This window comes from Priestia sp. JSM ZJ58, from assembly GCF_044383985.1.
Taxonomy (GTDB): domain Bacteria; phylum Bacillota; class Bacilli; order Bacillales; family Bacillaceae_H; genus Priestia; species Priestia zanthoxyli.
This window is the reverse complement of sequence record NZ_JBISEM010000003.1, coordinates 76,584-96,444: the sequence shown is the minus strand read 5'-3', so window position 1 is coordinate 96,444 and position 19,861 is coordinate 76,584. Positions and strand designations below refer to the sequence as shown.

Here is a 19,861-nt window from a genome sequence, read left to right as displayed (position 1 = left end):
AAGATAGCTAATGACATTTAAAAATAAGAAAGGATTTCGATTATGTTATCAGCTATTAATTCAGTAGACTATACCATTTTCCATGCGGTGAATCAGTATGCCTCGCATGTGAAGTTTGTAGATTCGCTAATGGTATTCTTTGCAGATTATGCCCAGTATGTACTTATTGTTTTACTCGGCTTGTTTTTACTTATTAATAAAAACGGCAGCCGTGTTGTAGCATTTCAAGCTTTATGTGCTTGTGCCACAGGAGTCATTATCAATAAAGTGATTAGTTTATTTGCTTATCGAGATCGTCCGTTTATCTCTCACCACGTGAATCAGCTTATTGATCACGCCGCGAATTCTTCATTTCCAAGCGATCATGCTACATCTGCATTAGTTATCACTTTTACCATCTGGCTGCATTTCAAACGTTCAGGGCGCATGTGGGTTGTCATGGGTGCACTCATTGCATTTTCACGGGTATGGGTTGGCGTTCACTATCCATTCGATGTGTTAACAGGAGCCGTTTTAGGCTGCGTGCTGGCGCTGTTTATTCATTATGTTATTTTTAATACGAAACTGATGAGGGCTATTACCAACTTGTCTATTTTTCGAAAATCAGCTTATGACGAACAGTCTCAATATTATTAAGAAAAAGTCGCATATACGCGGCTTTTTTTATTGGAAAATTTTTAATGTATTTAACACTTGTTTTTTAAAATTAAATTGTGTACAATTAAATCACAGAAACGATAAATAAAAAATTTTAATAAAATTACTAAAAAAGAGGAGAGATTTATACATGAAAGCTTTATATGAAACGACAGTCGTTAACACAGGTGGAAGAACAGGAGAAGTTCATTCTTTAGATAATATCTTTAATTTAGACGTTGCAACACCTCCAGCGCTTGGTGGAGAAGCAACAACAGCAACAAACCCAGAGCAGCTATTTGCAGCTGGATACAGTGCTTGTTTCAACAGTGCGTTAGAATTTATGTTGAAAAAACATAACGTAGAAATTAAAAGCAGTGAAGTAAAAGCTACGGTTCAGCTGCTTCCAGATAAAGCTGATCAAGGAGTAAAAATTGCTGTAGCGCTTGAAGCTCATATCGAAGGCTTAGATTTAGAAACAGCTAAAAAATATGTAGACCTAGCCCACTCATACTGCCCGTATTCAAAAGCAATCAGCGGCAACGTAGACGTAACGGTAGAAGTAGTTTAATTGCTTTAAAAAGCCCTGTTAAGCATGTAAAGCTTAGCAGGGCTTTTTTATTTGAATTTTCTCTATTCATTTGTAAGGAGTACTAGTATAATGAGGAAGAAAATGAATCATTCGCACAGTTTAGGTGCTCTTACATAGCGTAAGAGGTAACAGGGAATCGAGTGCAAATCTCGAGCGGTCCAGCCACTGTAAGCAGGGAGTTTTCTATCTTATCGTCACTCAAAACGGGGAAGGCGGTAGAAAATGATGATCTCAAGCCAGGAGACCTACCTATTCTGTACACTTGACTCTTCTAGGAAAGAGGCGGTGTATCAAGGTACGCAGTGAGCAATTACTGTTTATTTTCATATGCCGACACATCCTCAATTTCTATAGAATTGAGGCTTTTTTACGTTTTATTTTAAAAAAAGGAGTGTAGGAAATGGAAGGTTTATCAGTTTTTTTACTTGTCTTTTTATTAGGAATCAGGCACGGATTAGATGCAGATCACTTAGCTTTTATTGATGGCCAGACCCGATATAATTGGCGAATGGGCAGCCGTTTTGCCCCGTGGGTCGGAACGCTGTTTTCACTCGGTCATGGAGGAATGGTGGCCGTCACGGCCGGGGTGCTGGGCGTAGTGATGAAGAATTTTACGTTTCCAGCATATTTCGATCATTTTGCATCTTGGGTATCTATCATCTCTCTCTTTCTGATTGGGACATTAAACACATATCATTTGCTTCGAACTAAAAACAAAGAAGAAGAGTTTCAGGTGAGCGGGTTAAAAGGGAAGTTTATTCCGAAAATCGCAAAAGGAACAACGAATCCTTTTTTAATTATTCTTGTAGGAGCGCTGTTTGCCCTAGCAGCTGAAACGGTCAGTCAAACGGCCGTGTGGTCTCTAGCTGTAGGGAACGCAGGCAAATATACGCCGCTTTTATTAGGACTAGTATTTATGTTTGGTATGATGCTGACAGATACAATCGATTCACTGATTGTACATAAAATGGTGAATGAATCGAGTAAGTTTGGGCAATCTGCTTCCCGCTTGATGGGCTGGGTTATTGTTATCCTCGCATACGGGGTGTCCTTCTACTTAGCATTCACTTTCTTTAATCCATGGGCCGAAGTAAACTTTGAAATGGTTGGCGTTATTTTGTTTATTTTTTTAGTGTCTATGTTTGTATTTGTAAGTGTGAAGTCAAAAGGGAAAAATATCAAAATAAATGTCAATTAATAAAATGAAAGCTTTAATCTGTTGAAGATTGAAGCTTTTTTGTATAAATTTGTTGAAGTTTATGGCTATTTTCGGTCGGTTATGAATAAGTTAAAGTATTATCTGTATTTTAAGGATGGAAAATTGTCTGAAAACCATTATAATTAAGGATAATTTAAGGTCGTTATGTGAAACGTAGAACATACTCATACGTACGATAAATAAAAGCAATGAATGCACAAGCAGCAGGGGTTGTTTGGAGGAGGAATTGATTTGAGTCAGGTAATGGTAGAACAAAGCGTATTTAGTTATTTAAAAGAACATGAACAAGAGATGCTCGAAGATTTAGTTGGATTTGTGAAAAAAGAATCACCGTCCTACAGTAAAGAGTTAGTGGATCAGTGTGGAATGTATTTAACGCAGCTGTTTCAGAAGCGTTTAGGCGTAGGGTATGAAATCATAGAAGAAAAAGAAGTAGGAAACCACTTGAAATTTACGATTGGAGAAGGAGAGAAGCAGCTTTTAATTATCGGTCACTTTGACACGGTATGGGAAAAGGGAAGGCTGAGTCTAAGAACAGAAGGAAACAAGCTTTATGGTCCGGGAATTTTAGATATGAAAGGCGGCATTATACAATCTATATGGGCGATTAAAGCGATTCAAGAGCTTGGCTTATCGCTGGATAAAAAAATTGTGTTTTTTTGCAATTCAGATGAAGAGATTGGATCAATTTCCTCTAAAAAATATATAGAAGAAGAAGCACAAAGAAGTGAAGCAGTGCTAGTAGCAGAACCTGCGGTGGCGGGTTCAGGTGCGTTAAAAACGTCGCGCAAAGGAGCGGGGATTTTCACCGTAAAGGTGTGGGGACGAGCAGCCCACGCTGGTAATCACCACAAAGAAGGAATCAATGCTATTGAAGAGCTAGCGCGCCAAGTGATTTTTCTGCAGAGCTTAACCGATTATGAAAAAGGTACAACGGTGAACGTTGGGACATTTACCGGAGGCAGCGGTACAAATGTAGTGCCGGAATATGCAGAAGCGCACGTGGATTTACGTGTTTCTACAGAAGAAGAAGCAAAACGTATGACGGATATTATTTTGAATTTAACGCCCATTTTAAAAGGGATTAAGATTGAAGTAACAGGAGGCATGAATCGTCCTCCAATGGTTAAGTCTAAACAAACGGAAGAGTTATTTGAATGCGCTCAGTCAATTGCGGCCAAACTGGGTATGAAATTAGAAGAAGCAGCTGTTGGAGGCGGAAGTGATGGCAATTTTACAGCGGCTATTGGCATTCCCACGTTGGATGGATTAGGAGCATGCGGAAAAGGAATACATGCAGAATATGAACATATTCAAATTGATACGTTGTCCGAGCGTTCTTCTTTATTTGCGAATTTGCTGCTTCAAATATAAAAAAAGCCCGCCTCAAACGGCGGGACTAACCTGAAAGCTTATATTGGGAGAGTATAAGCTTTCTTTTTTATTTACTGCTTTCTTCTTGAAGAGAAAAAGCAGTTTCTTTCTTTTTAAATACCACTTTATCAAGAGCAAGGAACTGGCTTCCTGCAACAAATAAGTGAGCAGACATGGCAATTAAGGCAATATCAAACTCAAACCCGCCAACGAATCCGCTTTTAAGCTTGGCTGTAAAAATAGCGCCAAGCATAACTGCCACAAATAAAGCAGCTACGACTCTTGTTGCTAGACCAAGAATAATCAGAACCCCACCTACAAGTTCAATTGTTGCCACAATATATGCCATGAAACCAGGGATTCCTAAGCTATCGAAGAAGCCTACTGTATTTTCAATTCCCCCTTGCCATTTTTGAAAGCCGTGTACTAAAAATGTAAAACCTAATACTAAACGAATAATAAGCGATCCAATTTCGACGTTTTTATTCACTTTACTTCCTCCTTTAAGTGTATTTGAAAAACACTACATTATGTAGTGTAAAAGCCCGTGAAAAGAAATGTAGCAATTAAATAAAGTCTTTCTTATTTGGATAATTTTACAACATTATGAACATCACACTACACATTGTAGTGTGATGTTTGTCCCCAGTCAAGTAAAAATATAAAATTAGATCATTTGGCATACAAAAAATTTCTGAAGGGCACTTGAAAAATCCTTTAATTATGTACAATTTAGTTCCTTATTTTCAATCTTATTCTCCAACATGCTATACTGATGGCGGAGGTGTTACGATGCGCTTAGAAAATAAAAGAGTTATTGCGCTTGTTAGTGCAGACTTTGAAGATCTAGAACTATGGTATCCAGTGATGCGTCTTCGCGAAGAAGGAGCAGAAGTACATTTAGTTGGAGAAAAAGCAAACGAAACGTACATGGGGAAATACGGTGTTCCAGCCGTATCGGACTATGCATTTAAAGATGTTGATCCAGCTGAATATGACGCTATTTTAGTACCTGGAGGCTGGGCGCCGGATAAACTGCGCCGCTACCCTGAAGTAATTGAAATGGTTCGTCATATGGATGAACAGCAAAAGCCAATCGGCCAAATCTGCCATGCAGGATGGGTATTAATCTCTGCAAAAATCTTAGATGGCCGAAACGTAACAAGTACGCCAGGAATCAAAGATGATATGGAAAATGCGGGAGCTATTTGGCATGATGAAGCAGTCGTAATCGACGGCCACATCATTTCAAGCCGCCGTCCGCCAGACCTTCCTCCTTATGCAAAAGCATTTGCTGATGTACTAGCAGGGCAATAAGAAAAAAGCCGAAACCATATTGGTTTTGGCTTTTTTATAAGATTCCCTAAAAAAGAAATGATAAAGTAAATAAAAAATCATCATTAAAAAAGCGAGCAGATGCATCTGCTCGCTTTTGTTCGTGTTTCTTATCAGTAACTTGCTTTTTGCAAGTGTAAAAACAAAATGATTACTTTCTTTATAAAATCCATGATTACGGTTTTTGTATGTTTCGTTGTTGTTAGGGCACAATTAGCATTGATTGTGCTTGCATGGATTTCATCCATTGCCGCGGTTTGTTTTTCCACATGATCGATTAACCTAAACGACGCAAGCCCTACCTCTCTTGCATCCTTACGGCTCCGAAGCCGATCCAGTGTGAATAAGTTTTGTTCAAAGACATGTGTCGAATGCCAGTATTTTTACCTTGCATTGTACGATACATCCTTTCAAGTTACTTTCACTATGTCCAGCTCTTAAAGAAAAGCCAGAAATCTAAATATAACACTTCAGTTGATCTATGTCAAATAGAAAAAATATTTTTTTCACGTGAAACAATTGCAGCTAAAACATGGTTAAGTAAAGGGATATCCTTTTTATATAGAAGAGTTTTTTGATACGATAAGCTAGAGGAATCCTAGAGGAGGATGAACAATGAACAAAAATGAACAGTTTCGAAATGATGTATTGAACAGTGTAGAATCATTAACATATGAACAATTAAATCAGCAGCCAGCATCTAATACATGGAGCGTTATGCAAGTATTAGAACATTTATATTTGATGGAGCGCATGATTGTTTCACGTGTAAAGGATCAGTTAGAAAACGGTGTAGATCAGCCAACCGAAGATAAGCCGTTTCATTTAGCGGTAGACCGTTCTCGAAAAGTAGATGCACCGGCTCAAGTTACGCCTTCTAATGAAAATCAGACATTAGAAGAAATGAAGAGTAAGCTGGCGGAATCAAGAGCGGCTTTAGTAGAGTTAGAAGAAACAGCCAGTGAAGAAAACCTAAAGCAAAAATCGTTTCCACATCCTGTGTTTGGGTTAATGGATTTAAAGCAATGGATTGATTTTATTGGCTATCATGAAAAGCGTCACCAAGAACAAATAGAAGAAATCAAAACAGCAATTGGCGCATAAAAAAACAGGCATTCCGCCTGTTTTTTTATTTTTGGACCAAAATAGGGTAATCCGACATCATCCATATCCCAACACTGTATGTTTGGGGATTATGGTTCCCTACGGTAGAGCCTGTTTGGATGGTAAATGAGAGTTGCAGAGGGTCTTGATCGTAATAAATTGTTTGCTTGGTGGAAGGGGAATAGAGTCGCTTCGGAGGGATTTTAGGAACCGTATCCGTCGTGTTAACAAAACAGCGGCTATTTGAAACAAGATTTGTGTATGTTTGAACGAATTGAGGATCCCCTACTCGAGGAGCTCCGTAGTTGTACATTGTAATTTCCGGAAAAGATGCGTTTGTGGCGACATCTAAGGCATGAAGAGCAGCGAGTGCGCCACCTAGGCTATGCCCCGTTATATAAATGGGCTTGGTGGGAAGCGATTTATATGTTTCAAAAATTTCATCACGGCATGATTCGTAAACGGCTAAAAAACCTTCATGAACGAGCCCGGCTCGTTGATTGTATGGATAGGGGCGCTGCCTAATGCGAGCATCAGCAATCCAATCTGCCTCAGATTGAGTTCCTCGAAAGGCAATTACGATAGAGTCATCAGATTCTAAAATAAAACCAAACCATTCTTGCACCCCTACGGCAGAAGCTTTAAACGATTTAATAAGCCGGTAGCCTTCAGGTACATCAAATGTGCCTCCCTGTGCGTATTGCTTATAAGCTAAGACGCACGCATAAAGAAGGTCTAGAGCTAAAGAACGATAAAATAAAGGCTCGATTCTCATCATTGTTTTTCACACCTTCTAATAGAAAATAACTCCTATAGCCTATGTGTTCTTGAGAAGAAAGGTGCAGATATCTCTTTTTTGAGAGCAATAATTATGGAGTGTAAACGATTTCTTATTGGATGTTTTTGAGGGGTTTATAACTTTTTTTGTGTATTTTAACTAAAAAAAAGTTTTAATTTAGAGTTTTATTGTTAAAATTTATAATTTAACTTATAATTTAAAATAGTCTGAATCAAAAAATAAGGGGGTTATCGTTTGGAGCAATTTGTAACGAGTTTGAATAATGTGCTATGGAGCACGCCTGTTATTTATGGGTGTCTTGCGATTGGCCTGTTTTTCTCGATTTTAACAAGGTTTTTACAGGTACGACACTTAAAAGACATGGTTATGCTGATGTTTCAGGGTAAAAGCTCAGAAGCAGGAGTTTCTTCCTTCCAAGCACTGTCTTTAGCGCTGTCGGGACGAGTTGGAACAGGAAATATTGCTGGAGTTGCGACAGCTATCGCTTTTGGAGGTCCAGGGGCTGTATTTTGGATGTGGGCAGTTGCTTTTATTGGTGCTTCTAGTGCATTCATCGAATCAACACTGGCTCAAATTTATAAAGTTAAGCAAGATGGCCAATATCGAGGTGGTCCAGCGTACTACATTGAAAAAGGAACAGGTATGAAATGGTATGGCATTTTATTTGCCATTGCAGCCCTTGTTGCGATGAGTATCTTAATGCCGGGCGTTCAGTCCAATTCCATCGCGCTTGGCATCGACAATGCATTTGGTGTTAGTCCAACGGTTACAGCAGTAGGATTAGTTATTATTCTTGCTTTTATTATTTTTGGAGGCGTTAAGCGTATTGCAGGGGTAGCCCAATTCGTTGTACCTTTTATGGCACTTGGGTATATTATTTTAGCTCTTATTATTATTGCCATGAACATTTCGGAGTTGCCGGGAGTTATCGCTCTTATTTTTAAAAGTGCTTTTGCATTAGATTCTGCTTTTGGAGGAATCGTTGGTTTAGCTGTTTCTTGGGGAGTGAAGCGCGGCATTTATTCAAACGAAGCAGGACAAGGAACGGGGCCGCACGCAGCAGCTGCAGCAGAAGTTTCACACCCGGCGAAACAAGGTCTTGTACAAGCTTTTTCGGTTTATATTGATACACTGTTCGTTTGTTCAGCAACAGCGTTTATGATTTTATTCACAGGCATGTACAACACGGAAGGACCGGGAGGTTCATTTATTATTTCAAATTTACCGGGTGTAGAAGCAGGACCTGGATTTACACAAGCTGCTATTGAAACAGTGTTGCCGGGGTTTGGAGCTGGCTTCGTGGCAGTTGCCCTATTCTTTTTCGCGTTTACAACGATCATGGCTTATTATTACATTGCTGAAACAAATATTGCTTATCTAACTCGCGGAAAGAACGGGAAGTGGGCTATGTTTGCATTAAAACTTGTCCTGCTGGGAGCTACGTTCTACGGGTCAGTGAAACAAGCCTCATTAGCTTGGGCGTTAGGTGATGCAGGACTTGGTATTATGGTATGGCTAAATTTAATTGCTATCTTAATTTTAGCTAAGCCTGCGTTAGTTGCATTAAAAGACTATGAAGCTCAGAAAAAACAAGGGGTAGACCCCGTATTTGATCCTGTTAAGCTAGGAATTAAAAATGCGGACTACTGGGAGAAAGAATATAAGAAAGATGAGTCACAAGTTTCGTAAACAAGAAAATCCTCACATTTGTGAGGATTTTTTTATGAAGAAAGTGAGACAGGCGAATTGTTTAAGTTATAGCGTTCCTTCAAACGATGAATACGGTGTAGTTCTTCAAGCAGGTGATGAATCGCAAGAAGTTCGTACAGCATGGTTGTTTCTGTTGAAAAAGGCTGATCCACTCTGTTTTCTTCCTGCTTATGTGCCCAAAACCTTTGTTTTAAAGTCAAAACAAGCGTTTGATGCTGCAAAGAGCTTTTATATTGTTCATTTTGTAAGACTTTATGAAAGGAAGTGAAAGTGTCCCAAATCACTTGATGTTTTGCACTTTGCAGCTGATGAGCGGGCAAATAAATTAAATTACCAATATGGTAGACAAGCTGCCTCATAAGAGAAAGTTTCTTATATTCATAGTGGAATTTTCTCATAGCTGTACGAGTGAAATGATGAAATTTCCATTCTTTTCGCTGATACTCACAAAGCGTCTCAATTTTTTCAATTTCAGCAGAAAGCTGCTGAAATTGAAGCTTTGTTTGTTTATGACAAGCGTGTACTTGAGAAAGTTCGCTTCCTCTTTGCTGTAAGACGCTACTCATTTGTTTTGAGAGATTTTGAATTTTCCTCGTAATAATCGGTGTATAATTAGGAGGAAGAACAATTATATTTACAAGTGAAGAAGTAAGCAGCCCAATACTAGTGGTCGCTAGGCGAATTAAAAATGATATGAAATAATGGTCGTGCACAATCGTCAGCATAGCCACTCCTGTTAGCGTTGCAACGAGTGTTCCGGCATGTAAACGCAATTTATAACAGGATATAATAGTAGAAACAGCAACAAGCATATAGGTAAGCGGCGTTACGCCTAAAAGAAATGTGTAAATCATGGCAAAAGCAGCTCCAATTGCTGAAGCAGGAAAGCGAATGAACGCTTTTTTGATAGAATCCGCAGCGGTTGGTTCAATCGTAACAATGGCTGTAATAACAGCGAGCATATACGGCCAGCCAACGGACTGACAAATGAGTGCAGTCAAAAAAACGGCAATGCCTGTTTTAATAATACGACCGCCTAAAAAATTAAATTTTTTTACGTTAATCATTATGCATACCTTCTTTAAAACAGTTAGTAGTTTAATTATAAGGCATATTAAGGTGATAGGAAAACACGTCTTAAAAACTAGCTTTCAAAAAACGAATAAATATACTATAATTTGTTTAAATATTTAAAAGAGGAGTACAACTAATGAAACAATTAATAAATGAAACAATTAATAAATTACAGGATACATTTTATGATGTAAGCAAATATATTGGACAAAATCCTGAGCTTGGCCATGAAGAATTTAAGGCTTGCAAAGCATTAACAGATGTTTTAAAAGAACAAGGGTTCACAGTTGAAATTGGTACATGTGACTTGCCAACGGCTTTTACCGCTGTTTATGACAGTCAAAAGCCAGGTCCATCGATTGGGTTTATGGCAGAGTACGATGCTTTGCCGGATCTCGGACACGCATGCGGACATAACTTAATTGGAACCATGTCAATTGCCGCTGGTATTGGTCTGAGTAAAGCAGTCGCAAAAACGGGCGGTAAAATATACGTATACGGAACGCCTGCAGAGGAAACACGAGGCGGCAAAGTAACGATGGCTGAACAAGGTATTTTTAATCATTTAGACGTAGCTATGATGGTGCACCCTTATTACTGTCATCAAAAAAGCGGGCGTTCTCTTGCGATGGATGCGATTCAGTTTGAGTTCTTCGGAAAATCTGCACATGCAGCCGCTGCCCCTCATGAAGGAATCAATGCACTAGACGGTGTATTACAAACGTTCAATAGCATTAATGCGCTTCGCCAGCATGTGAAGCCGGATGTACGTATTCATGGAGTGATTACAGAGGGTGGCAAGGCGGCCAACGTTGTACCGGATTATGCAGTAGCACAATTTTATGTTCGCGCTTCAACTCGTGCATATGTAGATGAAGTAACAGATAAGGTGAAGGCATGTGCACATGGTGCTGCTTTAGCGACAGGAACAAAATTAAAAATCTCAAACTATGAGTTTTCTTATGATGATATGCAAACGAATCAAACATTATCCGACGTCTATACAAATAATCTCATCTCATTAGGTGTGAGCGAGCAAAGCATTACGGAAGACCAAGGCGATCATGGATCTTTAGATATGGGGAATGTGAGTCAGGTTGTTCCGGCTATTCATCCGTATATTCAAATTTGTGATGATTATTTTGTTTGTCATACGCACGAATTTAGAGAAGCAGCTTTAAGTGAGCAAGGAAGAGAAGCAATGATACTTGGTGCAAAAACAATGGCATTAACAGGGTATGACGTATTAACCAATCAAACGCTGCTCCAAAAAATTAAAGAAGAATTTAATGCTACAAAGTAAGAGATAATAATAAAACCATACTAAATAATACGCTTGCAGTGGCAAGCGTATTATTTAGTATGAGAAGTGGGACTGAATGGTTCGAAAAATTTGACCGTGGCGCTGTTCATCGCTCGCAGCTCGAACAATGCGGCTTTGAATTCGAGCATTTGTGATTCTTCTAGCGATTGATTGATAAAATGGAACGGTTTCTACTTCATCTTTAATGGATTCAGAGACCCCTTCTTGAAAAGTATTTGGCAGTTTTATGTTTAATGAAATCTGTGGGTAGCTGCCTGATAAATCATAATAGGCTTTAGAAAACCAGTCAAAGTGTTTAATTTCATCCTGCCGAATACCTAATATAGCTTGTTGAAACTGATCATTAGGAGCCAGCTCTGCTAGGCGTGTATAGTAGTGAATAGCGGAAAACTCATCGTTTACAGCTTTGTTTATATCTCTTAAAAGCTGTTCGTCTAGTCTTGTATCATCTTCCCAATATTCTTCATGCCGGGAGTAAAATTCATACATATGGATATACCTCCTCACCGTTTTGTTCTCTTGTCGTCACCATCATCGTATGTATAGACAAGAAAAGGCGTACATTAAAAGAAAAAAGTTTAACAAAATGGTAAAAAGGGTATGTGCAGAGAATAGTATCAAAAAAGACAGAGGTTATCTTATGATTAAAATTGTAGCTAAAACCAAAGAAGGAGCTATTAAAGAGATAGAAATGAATGAGATTCGTTCAAGCCATGACTTTCAATGGTATTGGGTTGATTTTTACAATCCCACCGAGGAAGAAAAAAAGCAGCTTGAACAATTTAATTTTCATCCTTTAGCAGTTGAGGACTGTTTGAATCAAGGTCAGCGGGCTAAATTTGAGTTGTATGATGAGCATTATTTTTTAGTGTATTATGCACTTCATAAAGAAGAGCTTGAGCACTTAGAAGTATCTGCATTTGTGGGGGATAACTTTTTAGTCACTTACCACTTGGACAAGCTAACGAGCGTGGCTAGAGTGTGGGAGCTTATCAAAAAAGACCCTGAGGCTACCGAAGATGGAACATGGGATATCATGTATGAACTCTTAGATCATACCGTTGATGAATACTTCCCTGTGCTTTATAAATTTGAAGATCACATAGACGACATTGAAGACAATGCAAAAGACGAACCTATGGATGAACTAATGAGGCAGCTTTATGACATCCGAAGTGATTTGTCACGAATGCGCCGGATTTTAAACCCCATGAGAGATTTAATGTATCGTATTATGTCAACCAATGCGTTAAAAGCAAAAGAGCAGGTTCGCTATTTTAATGATATTTATGACCACCTATTAAATATGATTGAAATTATGCAAGCAAGCAGGGATTTGTCAAATGATATTCGAGAAAGCTTTATGTCCATCAACTCGGATCGTATGAATTCAATCATGTTTACGCTAACGCTGATGTCAGCTATTTTCTTACCGTTGACGTTTATTGCTGGCCTCTATGGCATGAACTTTTCATATATGCCGGAACTGACGGGAAAATATAATTATTTTATTGTACTGGGCATTATGATTGGGCTTGTAGGCGTAATGGTCTTTGCCTTTTATAAAATGGGATGGTTCAAATATCGAAAAGGACCTAAACTATAAAGTAGATTGTTAACCTTCCTGTATAAATGTTCATCAACTCAGTAAAAATGAAATTAAATAAGCGAAGATCTTATCTGCCTCTAGATAAGATCTTTTTCTTGTGCTATAAACAAGGAAAGCAGGGAAGCGAGGGAAGAATGTGAAACACGGAAGAATGGGGCTGCGAAGCATCACGGTGCTGCTTGTATGCATGGTGGTAATTCTATCGCTATTGTTAACGGATTTATTAGTTAGCAGTTCAATTGGAAAAAACATCCGAGATCAACAGGCTGAAAAAGCTCGGACTATTGCTACAATTATTTCAGAATCAACGAACGTGAAAAAAGGACTAGAGACAAAAACACCTCAGTCAATTCAGGAATTTACTGAACGAATTCGTAAAAAATCAAGCGTCTTGTTTATCGTTGTTATAGATATGAATGGAATCCGCCAATCTCACCCAGATCCTAAAAAGATAGGAAAGAGGTTTGCCGGAGGCGATGAGCAAAAATCATTGCACGGGAAATCTTATGTATCTGTATCAAAAGGAACGCTTGATAAATCTCTGCGCGCTTTTGCACCTATTTATAATGAAAAAAATCAACAAATTGGCGCAGTGGCTGTGGGGATTTCTTTGAATAATGTAAATGAAGCGATTAGAGATGGGCATCGTCGAATTGTTTTAGGTTCATTAATTGGCTTACTTGTAGGCGTTCTTGGTGCTATTTTATTAGCGAATTACATAAAGAAAATTTTATTTGGCTTGGAACCTTCTGAAATTGCTAAAATTCTAGAAGAGAGAAGCACCATGCTGCAGTCGGTTCGTGAAGGAGTGATAGCTGTTGATAAAGAAGGTAATATTACACTTGCTAATCGTTCTGCACGCCGCTTATTTGTTAAAGCAGGGTTAGCACCAGAGCCAATCGGTTTGTCTATTCGAGAATATATGCCCACCTCCAGATTGGACGACGTTTTGTCTACGGGGGAATCTCATTATGATGAAGAGCAAGTCATAAATGGAGTAGCCATTGTAGTTAATAGGGTTCCGCTAGTGGTAAACGAAGAGATTGTAGGAGCACTTTCTACGTTTCGGGATAAAACAGAAGTTAATATCTTAGCAGAACAGCTAACAGGTGTTAAAATGTATGTGGAAGCGCTTCGAGCACAATCGCATGAATTTATGAATAAACTTCATGTGATTTTAGGAATGGTGCAGATGAATTATTATGATGAGCTAAAAACGTATATTCATCAGCTTGTTAATCATCGTGTCGATGAATCTAGTTCAGTGACTAAATCTATTAAAGATCATGCGTTGGCAGGGTTTCTCATGGGCAAAATGAGTTATGCTAGAGAGGAAAGCGTAGAACTGACGTTTTCCGCTGATGAAGTTATTCCAGAACCTTCAGATCCACACGTTACTCATCATCTCATTACCATTATTGGAAATTTAATTGATAATGCAATTGATTCAGTTTGTCATCAAGCCTCTAAAAAAGTGTCCATTATGCTTGTGTATAAAAACAATAAGCTTACGATTCAAGTTACGGATACAGGCTGCGGCATTCCTTCCGATACAATGAATCAGATTTTCAAGAAAGGCTTTTCTACAAAAGGAACGAGCAGAGGGTTTGGGCTGCATTTAGTGAAGCAAACGATTGATGAACTAGGTGGCCAAATCGTTATTGACTCATTTATAAATAGCGGCACCACATTCTATATTGATATTCCGTACGAAACAAGGAGAGATCAAGTTGATTAAAGTATTAATTGTTGAAGATGACCCAATGGTTGCTCAGTTTAATCAAAAGTACATTGAAGAGATAGAGGGGTTTACAGTGGTCGCTGTTGCTCATTCGGGTCATGAAGCCTTAGTGAAGGTAAATGAATATCAAGTTGATTTAGTACTGCTTGATATCTTTATGCCTGGGCAAAATGGTTTGAGAGTTTTACAAGAGATTCGAACAAAGCAAGAGGAAATAGACGTCATTTTTATCACCGCTGCTTCGGATGCCCAAACGATTCAGCAAGCTTTACGCTATGGAGCGATTGATTATTTGATTAAGCCTTTTACATTTGAACGCTTTTATCAAGCACTTTCGGCTTATAAACAAACATTTCGTACGTTAAAACAGCAACCTCAGCTTAATCAACAGGAATTAGACGGGCTGCTGTCTAATAAAAAAATAAAAGAAGCTCCGGTAGAGCCGTTGCCTAAGGGTCTAACGACAGGAACATTAGAAGTCATCGTAGAAGCCATTGTGCATCTTAAAGATCACCCTTTTTCGACCGATGATGTGGCTGAAAAAACGGGAATTTCAAGAGTGTCTATTCGAAAATATTTAAAATTTCTAACAGATATAGGTCTTCTTGGAGAAAGAATGACTTACGGCACAATAGGACGTCCTGTGTATGCGTACTTATACAATGAACAAAACCGTCACTTGCTGCATCACTACCTCGTTGACTTTGAAAAATAAAAAGATTTACCTGTCAGAGACGTCCGGTGTTATTTTGTCGGTGTGAGAATATTTTACTGTAGAGTGCCGGTGAGTTAAGTGGTATGGTTGATAATAACAAAGGAAAAAAAACAAGTCGTTTGACTGAAAAAGAGGTGGTTTCTTGATTGAAAGCATAGAACGCTTGACTGAATTACTGTTATCAGGGAATCAAGATGAAGCTTGGAATATTGTGTGGAAAAAAAGACAGCAGGGTTTCGACACATTTTATATTTTTCAGCAATTCATTTCAGTGTCAATGGCTCAAATCGGTATGATGTGGGAAGAAGATGAAATTTCAGTGGCTGATGAACATTTAGCTACTACTACCTGTGACTATGTTTTGTCACGCTATCAATTGTGTATAAGACAAGAAGTTATTAAAAGTGAAAAAAAAGGTCTGTTTTTGTGTATAGAAAATGAACAGCATTTTTTAGGTTTAAAAATGATTTCCATTCTCTTTGAAGAGCACGGATGGCAGACGAAACTTTTAGGAGCAGATTCTCCGCTTTTACATGCAACGCACGCTGTTGAACAATGGAAACCTGATTTAGTAGGAATCTCGTTCAGTTTAACTCATCATATAGAAAAAGCAAACGAATATATAGAAGGATTAAAAAAGACAAAACATCAGCCGCTTATTTTAGTTGGAGGCCGAGTAGTTTCAAACTATAAGTTTCCTCTTGTTCAAACAAATCAAGTTCGATTTATTGCACAGCTAGAGGAGTTGAAAGAGCTTTTTCATTATCAATCAATTAGGGGGATTAAGGTTGTCGACTATTAAATATGCTCCGCTTCCTGCTTTTATTATGGATGAGGAAATGAATATTCTAGCGCAATCTGATGAAGCAGCCGCTTTATTCGGAGAGGTTCAACATTTTTTAGAAATTGTTGATGAAGATAGTCAGAACAAAGCTAGAAAACGATTAGGAAAGAAGGAAAAAATAAAAACAGAATTAGTCATGCATTCGCGTAAATCTAAGATGTCTCTTTATACCGTGAATTGCAAATGGGAGCAAGATAAGGCGCATGTAATATGTGTAGAGGAAGATTCTCAAATTAGAATTCTCTCAGAAAAAATCGAACAGCATACAGCGCGTTTATCTGAAACAGACTTAGAACTGCTGCTGCAAAAAGAACGATTAGAAAAGGCCATGAACCGAGTTATAGAGCTGTCGGGACCGTTTATTCATTTATCGAACAACATGGTGCTTATACCTCTGTTTGGCGATTTATTTGAGGAAGTCATCATGAAAAATGAACATCGGCTGCTCAGACAAATAGATGAGGAAACGGTTGATCGAGTTATCATTGATTTTAATGGAATCGGTCAAATTGATGAACGAGGTGTTGCAGCCCTAGAACATTTAATATGGGAATTTCAGCTAATGGGCGTACAGATTTATTTAACAGGTGTGACACCCGATCACAGTCAATGGCTTCACCAGTATCATTTTCAAGCAAATGTAAAATCTATTAGTAACCTAGGTCAGGCCATTCATCAATTTTTTACAACGGCATGAAATGGCTACAAAAAGTGAACACTTCATATAAAGGCAATAAGACAGGGGATCAATACGGATAAACAGGTGATTAAAATTTGGTGAAACACGCGCGTAAAGTAGCTTTAAGAATTTCAATTATATATATCATTATTGGCGCTGTATGGATCTTGATATCTGATAATATATCTAGAACATTAGCGCAAGGTCGTTTTGAAGTATATATTTTTTTTCAACAATACAAAGGTTGGTTTTTTATTTTAGCTACGGGTATTATTTTGTATGGGTTGGTATATAGGAGAGCTTATAAACTAGTGGAGTCCCAGCAAGAGCTCGTAGTGAAAGAACACGAACTTCAAACGAGCAATCAGCACTATCAATCTTTGTTCAAACATAACCCTGATGGTGTTTTTGAAATAAGTAAAACGGGTGAAGTACTTCTTGCTAACCCGGAAGGTGAAGCAATCGTTGGATACTCCAGTGAAGAACTGCAAAAGATGAAACCTTCAGCTCTTATCGCAGCTGAAGAGTTTGATATGTGTAAAGAGTATTTTAAAGAAGTGCTGAATGGAAAAGGTGCTAAGTTCGAAATGAATGTGATCAATAGAAAGCGAGAAAGACGGTTGCTTAGGTGTTCTTTGCTTCCCATTATTGTTCATAAGCAGGTAGTAGGTGTATTTATGATTGCACGCGATATTACTACATACCGCCAAGATGAAGAGCTTATGATAACCTCGGAAAAAATGTCGGTTATTGGACAAATGGCAGGTGCCGTAGCACATGAAATTAGAAACCCCCTTACTTCTTTAAAAGGTTTTGTACAGGTTATGCAAGCCTCTAAGGAAACAAATGACACATATTTAGATATCATGATGTCTGAAATCGACCGCATCAACTTAATCTCCAGTGAAATGCTCATTCTTGGAAAAAAGCAGCATGTATCTTTTGAAAAGACCAATTTATGCGAGATTTTAAAACAAGTTATTACGCTAATGGAAGCGCAGGCCAATTTAAATAATGTTTCTATTTTATTGAAAGAAACAGCAAAAAGGCCTATTTATGTTTCGGCTGATGCAAATCAGTTGAAACAAGTGTTCATCAATGTGATCAAAAACGGTGTAGAAGCTATTATTGAGAAAGGCCATATTACAATAACAGTTGAAGAAAAAGATACACGAGCATTGATTCACTTCGAAGACAATGGAATCGGAATGAGTCAAGAGAGGATTGAACAAGTAGGGACGCCGTTTTATTCTACAAAAGAAGCTGGAACGGGCTTAGGGCTGGCCGTGTGTTACAAAATCATGGAGCGTCATCAAGGTACCATGCATTTTAAAAGCGGTAAAGGAAAAGGGACAACGGTTACTATTGATATGCCAATTACAGAACGAAACAGCCGCCTTTCGTAGTTCAGAGAGGCGGTTGTTTTCTTGAAAAAGAGGAAGTAAGCAGCTGAGCCCTTTGCGTCCGGATCCATATAGGACATAAAACCTCCTTCTTATACAAGTTTTCGTCCATAATAAAGAGGATCATATTGTTTTCTATAGAAGCAATAGTGTATCATAGTTGAAGCTATGTATATCGATGTAGAAAAGTTAAGGCAACAATCGACTTTTCTACTGACGGATTGACAGGGTCCCTTGGGATAAGGAAGGTTTATTTATAAATAGAAATTAAGGTCAGTATTAACGCACATGGCCACTGATACATTCGTTTAATTGAAATAAAAAAATCGTTTATAATATCGAGAAAAGCATGGAAAAGGAGATAGATATGAGTCAGTTTATAGAGACTTTACAGCCTTTTTTACAAGAGGCGTGGAAAAAAGCAGGGTTCAATGAGCCTACTGCCATTCAAACGAAAGCTATTTCAGAGATTTTAGCTAATAAAGATGTAATAGGAGAATCCCCAACGGGAACAGGAAAGACACTGGCATATTTGTTGCCTGTCTTACATCGCATTCAGCCGGGACCATCTCATGTTCAAGCGGTTATTTTAGCATCTTCCCATGAATTAGTTATGCAAATTCATGGTGAAATTCAAACTTGGTCGCAGGGAAGCGGTATTTCAAGCGCTGCGTTTATTGGCGGAGCAAATATGAAACGGCAATTAGAAAAACTCAAAAAGCGCCCTAATATCATTGTTGGTACCCCAGGACGTTTGAACGAATTAATTAAAATGAAGAAATTAAAAATGCACGAAGTCAAAACAATTGTGATTGATGAAGCGGATCAATTGTTTGTACCTGAGCATGTTCAAACGGTTCAACAGATTGTAAAAATGGCGTTAAGTGATCGTCAAATCCTAGTCTTCTCAGCTACTGTATCAGAACGTACCAAATCGCTAGCGAAAGACATGATGAACCAGCCTCTTGAAATAGAGGTAGGAAGAGATGAACTCCCAGCTTCGAAGGTAGAGCATGTATACATCAAAAGTGAAGCTAGAGATAAAGTGGACGTGCTTAGAAAACTAGTTCGTCAAGAACAAATGAAAGCTTTAGCCTTTTTTAAAGGGATTGATACTCTGATCGAGTTTGAAGAAAAATTAACATTTAAGCGTGTAGAAGCAGGCTCTTTACACAGTGAAACGAAAAAAGAAGATCGTGCTACGACGATTAAAGGTTTTCGAAAAGGAGATTTCCCTGTCTTATTAGCAACGGATGTCGCAGCTAGAGGATTAGACATTAAGGGATTGACGCATGTAATTCATATCGATGTTCCTCAAGATGCAGATCAATACGTACATCGCTCAGGTAGAACAGGCAGATCGGGAGCAGAAGGTACAGTCATTTCTCTTGTCACTGAACGAGAAGAGCGAAATTTAAAACAAATCGCACGTGAACTTCAACTTTCATTAGCGAAAAAAGAGCTTTATATGGGCGAAATCGTCGATGAAGGTACAAAAGAGCAGTCCCGTACAGCTAAAAAACCTTCAAAAAAGCCATTTAACAAGAAAAAGAAACAAAAAGGTCGGATGTAAACTAGGTATTCTTCCTTTTTATAACAGCAGTGTCACAACCTAAAAAGCAACGTCTACTGCTTTATTACAGCAGCCTGGCGTTGTTTATTTTCTCTATTTCCCCTGTATAAATAAGTAAAAAAAGAGAAAT

At 38.3% G+C, this 19,861-nt stretch carries 20 protein-coding genes and 1 riboswitch; of the genes, 15 read left to right on the top strand and 5 right to left on the bottom strand.

Features of this window, described 5'->3' with window-relative positions; translation table 11 throughout:
* Positions 1 to 42: 42 nt before the first annotated feature.
* The 4 genes from ACH6EI_RS23710 (at position 43) to ACH6EI_RS23695 (ending at position 3,821) form a co-directional block, all read left to right on the top strand.
* A complete protein-coding gene (locus ACH6EI_RS23710; protein WP_033580715.1) occupies positions 43 to 636 on the top strand; it encodes an undecaprenyl-diphosphatase in 594 nt (197 codons plus the stop codon).
* Between the two features lie 151 nt (positions 637 to 787).
* Positions 788 to 1,207: an organic hydroperoxide resistance protein gene (locus ACH6EI_RS23705; RefSeq protein ID WP_028412491.1), complete on the top strand. Its 420-nt coding sequence runs from the start codon at positions 788 to 790 to the stop codon at positions 1,205 to 1,207.
* Positions 1,208 to 1,312: 105 nt separating this feature from the next.
* Positions 1,313 to 1,495: riboswitch (cobalamin riboswitch) on the top strand.
* Between the two features lie 133 nt (positions 1,496 to 1,628).
* Positions 1,629 to 2,426, top strand: coding sequence for a HoxN/HupN/NixA family nickel/cobalt transporter (locus ACH6EI_RS23700; protein WP_028412490.1), 798 nt, complete (start codon positions 1,629 to 1,631; stop codon positions 2,424 to 2,426).
* Positions 2,427 to 2,657: 231 nt separating this feature from the next.
* Positions 2,658 to 3,821 (top strand): M20 family metallopeptidase, encoded by a 1,164-nt coding sequence (locus ACH6EI_RS23695; protein ID WP_034327426.1) that lies wholly within the window; start codon positions 2,658 to 2,660, stop codon positions 3,819 to 3,821.
* Between the two features lie 67 nt (positions 3,822 to 3,888).
* On the opposite strand, the gene ACH6EI_RS23690 is transcribed toward ACH6EI_RS23695, so the two are convergent.
* Positions 3,889 to 4,311, bottom strand: a complete 423-nt coding sequence (locus tag ACH6EI_RS23690; protein ID WP_028412488.1) for a DoxX family protein — start codon at positions 4,309 to 4,311, stop codon at positions 3,889 to 3,891.
* A gap of 302 nt (positions 4,312 to 4,613) precedes the next feature.
* On the opposite strand from ACH6EI_RS23690, the gene ACH6EI_RS23685 reads away from it, so the two are divergent.
* Positions 4,614 to 5,138, top strand: coding sequence for a type 1 glutamine amidotransferase domain-containing protein (locus ACH6EI_RS23685; protein WP_098999452.1), 525 nt, complete (start codon positions 4,614 to 4,616; stop codon positions 5,136 to 5,138).
* A gap of 131 nt (positions 5,139 to 5,269) precedes the next feature.
* Here ACH6EI_RS23685 and ACH6EI_RS23680 read toward each other — a convergent pair whose 3' ends face one another.
* Positions 5,270 to 5,425: a hypothetical protein gene (locus tag ACH6EI_RS23680; protein WP_014461889.1), complete on the bottom strand. Its 156-nt coding sequence runs from the start codon at positions 5,423 to 5,425 to the stop codon at positions 5,270 to 5,272.
* Between the two features lie 346 nt (positions 5,426 to 5,771).
* Here ACH6EI_RS23680 and ACH6EI_RS23675 point away from each other — a divergent pair, with 346 nt between their 5' ends.
* On the top strand, positions 5,772 to 6,260 hold the full coding sequence (locus ACH6EI_RS23675) for a DinB family protein (protein ID WP_028412487.1): 489 nt from the start codon (positions 5,772 to 5,774) through the stop codon (positions 6,258 to 6,260).
* Between the two features lie 25 nt (positions 6,261 to 6,285).
* Here the strand turns inward: ACH6EI_RS23675 and ACH6EI_RS23670 are convergent, their stop codons facing one another.
* Positions 6,286 to 7,038 carry a lipase family protein gene (locus ACH6EI_RS23670; protein WP_034327418.1) on the bottom strand — a complete coding sequence of 251 codons (753 nt, stop codon included), beginning with the start codon at positions 7,036 to 7,038 and terminating at the stop codon, positions 6,286 to 6,288.
* A 255-nt stretch (positions 7,039 to 7,293) separates the two neighbouring features.
* Between ACH6EI_RS23670 and ACH6EI_RS23665 the strand changes: the two genes are divergently transcribed.
* Positions 7,294 to 8,748, top strand: coding sequence for an alanine/glycine:cation symporter family protein (locus ACH6EI_RS23665; protein WP_028412486.1), 1,455 nt, complete (start codon positions 7,294 to 7,296; stop codon positions 8,746 to 8,748).
* A gap of 32 nt (positions 8,749 to 8,780) precedes the next feature.
* Here ACH6EI_RS23665 and ACH6EI_RS23660 read toward each other — a convergent pair whose 3' ends face one another.
* Positions 8,781 to 9,836 carry an aromatic acid exporter family protein gene (locus ACH6EI_RS23660; RefSeq protein WP_028412485.1) on the bottom strand — a complete coding sequence of 352 codons (1,056 nt, stop codon included), beginning with the start codon at positions 9,834 to 9,836 and terminating at the stop codon, positions 8,781 to 8,783.
* 143 nt (positions 9,837 to 9,979) lie between these two features.
* Here ACH6EI_RS23660 and ACH6EI_RS23655 point away from each other — a divergent pair, with 143 nt between their 5' ends.
* Complete coding sequence (locus ACH6EI_RS23655) at positions 9,980 to 11,146, top strand: M20 family metallopeptidase (RefSeq protein WP_028412484.1); 1,167 nt, start codon at positions 9,980 to 9,982, stop codon at positions 11,144 to 11,146.
* Between the two features lie 54 nt (positions 11,147 to 11,200).
* Here the strand turns inward: ACH6EI_RS23655 and ACH6EI_RS23650 are convergent, their stop codons facing one another.
* Positions 11,201 to 11,656 carry a ferritin-like domain-containing protein gene (locus ACH6EI_RS23650; protein ID WP_028412483.1) on the bottom strand — a complete coding sequence of 152 codons (456 nt, stop codon included), beginning with the start codon at positions 11,654 to 11,656 and terminating at the stop codon, positions 11,201 to 11,203.
* 151 nt (positions 11,657 to 11,807) lie between these two features.
* Here ACH6EI_RS23650 and corA point away from each other — a divergent pair, with 151 nt between their 5' ends.
* From corA to ACH6EI_RS23615, 7 genes are all read left to right on the top strand, one after another.
* Positions 11,808 to 12,773: a magnesium/cobalt transporter CorA gene (gene corA, locus ACH6EI_RS23645; RefSeq protein ID WP_028412482.1), complete on the top strand. Its 966-nt coding sequence runs from the start codon at positions 11,808 to 11,810 to the stop codon at positions 12,771 to 12,773.
* Positions 12,774 to 12,927: 154 nt separating this feature from the next.
* A complete protein-coding gene (dcuS, locus tag ACH6EI_RS23640; RefSeq protein ID WP_034327425.1) occupies positions 12,928 to 14,514 on the top strand; it encodes a DcuS/MalK family sensor histidine kinase in 1,587 nt (528 codons plus the stop codon).
* Entirely contained in the window at positions 14,507 to 15,232 is a 726-nt protein-coding gene (locus ACH6EI_RS23635; protein WP_028412480.1) for a response regulator, read from the top strand. Before dcuS ends, ACH6EI_RS23635 begins: the two co-directional genes overlap by 8 nt.
* A gap of 142 nt (positions 15,233 to 15,374) precedes the next feature.
* Positions 15,375 to 16,034: a cobalamin B12-binding domain-containing protein gene (locus tag ACH6EI_RS23630; RefSeq protein WP_028412479.1), complete on the top strand. Its 660-nt coding sequence runs from the start codon at positions 15,375 to 15,377 to the stop codon at positions 16,032 to 16,034.
* On the top strand, positions 16,021 to 16,773 hold the full coding sequence (locus ACH6EI_RS23625) for an STAS domain-containing protein (RefSeq protein WP_028412478.1): 753 nt from the start codon (positions 16,021 to 16,023) through the stop codon (positions 16,771 to 16,773). Before ACH6EI_RS23630 ends, ACH6EI_RS23625 begins: the two co-directional genes overlap by 14 nt.
* A gap of 293 nt (positions 16,774 to 17,066) precedes the next feature.
* Positions 17,067 to 18,161, top strand: a complete 1,095-nt coding sequence (locus tag ACH6EI_RS23620; RefSeq protein ID WP_224980631.1) for an ATP-binding protein — start codon at positions 17,067 to 17,069, stop codon at positions 18,159 to 18,161.
* Positions 18,162 to 18,525: 364 nt separating this feature from the next.
* Positions 18,526 to 19,731: a DEAD/DEAH box helicase gene (locus tag ACH6EI_RS23615; protein WP_028412476.1), complete on the top strand. Its 1,206-nt coding sequence runs from the start codon at positions 18,526 to 18,528 to the stop codon at positions 19,729 to 19,731.
* Positions 19,732 to 19,861 lie beyond the last annotated feature (130 nt).

Bases quoted from the DNA above. Each gene is read 5' to 3' on its own strand.
- ACH6EI_RS23710 (WP_033580715.1), top strand. From the start codon at position 43: ATGTTATCAGCTATTAATTCAGTAGACTATACCATTTTCCATGCGGTG.
- ACH6EI_RS23705 (WP_028412491.1), top strand. From the start codon at position 788: ATGAAAGCTTTATATGAAACGACAGTCGTTAACACAGGTGGAAGAACA.
- ACH6EI_RS23700 (WP_028412490.1), top strand. From the start codon at position 1,629: ATGGAAGGTTTATCAGTTTTTTTACTTGTCTTTTTATTAGGAATCAGG.
- ACH6EI_RS23685 (WP_098999452.1), top strand. From the start codon at position 4,614: ATGCGCTTAGAAAATAAAAGAGTTATTGCGCTTGTTAGTGCAGACTTT.
- ACH6EI_RS23675 (WP_028412487.1), top strand. From the start codon at position 5,772: ATGAACAAAAATGAACAGTTTCGAAATGATGTATTGAACAGTGTAGAA.
- ACH6EI_RS23670 (WP_034327418.1), bottom strand. From the start codon at position 7,038: ATGATGAGAATCGAGCCTTTATTTTATCGTTCTTTAGCTCTAGACCTT.
- ACH6EI_RS23660 (WP_028412485.1), bottom strand. From the start codon at position 9,836: ATGATTAACGTAAAAAAATTTAATTTTTTAGGCGGTCGTATTATTAAA.
- ACH6EI_RS23655 (WP_028412484.1), top strand. From the start codon at position 9,980: ATGAAACAATTAATAAATGAAACAATTAATAAATTACAGGATACATTT.
- ACH6EI_RS23650 (WP_028412483.1), bottom strand. From the start codon at position 11,656: ATGTATGAATTTTACTCCCGGCATGAAGAATATTGGGAAGATGATACA.
- corA (WP_028412482.1), top strand. From the start codon at position 11,808: ATGATTAAAATTGTAGCTAAAACCAAAGAAGGAGCTATTAAAGAGATA.
- dcuS (WP_034327425.1), top strand. From the start codon at position 12,928: ATGGGGCTGCGAAGCATCACGGTGCTGCTTGTATGCATGGTGGTAATT.
- ACH6EI_RS23615 (WP_028412476.1), top strand. From the start codon at position 18,526: ATGAGTCAGTTTATAGAGACTTTACAGCCTTTTTTACAAGAGGCGTGG.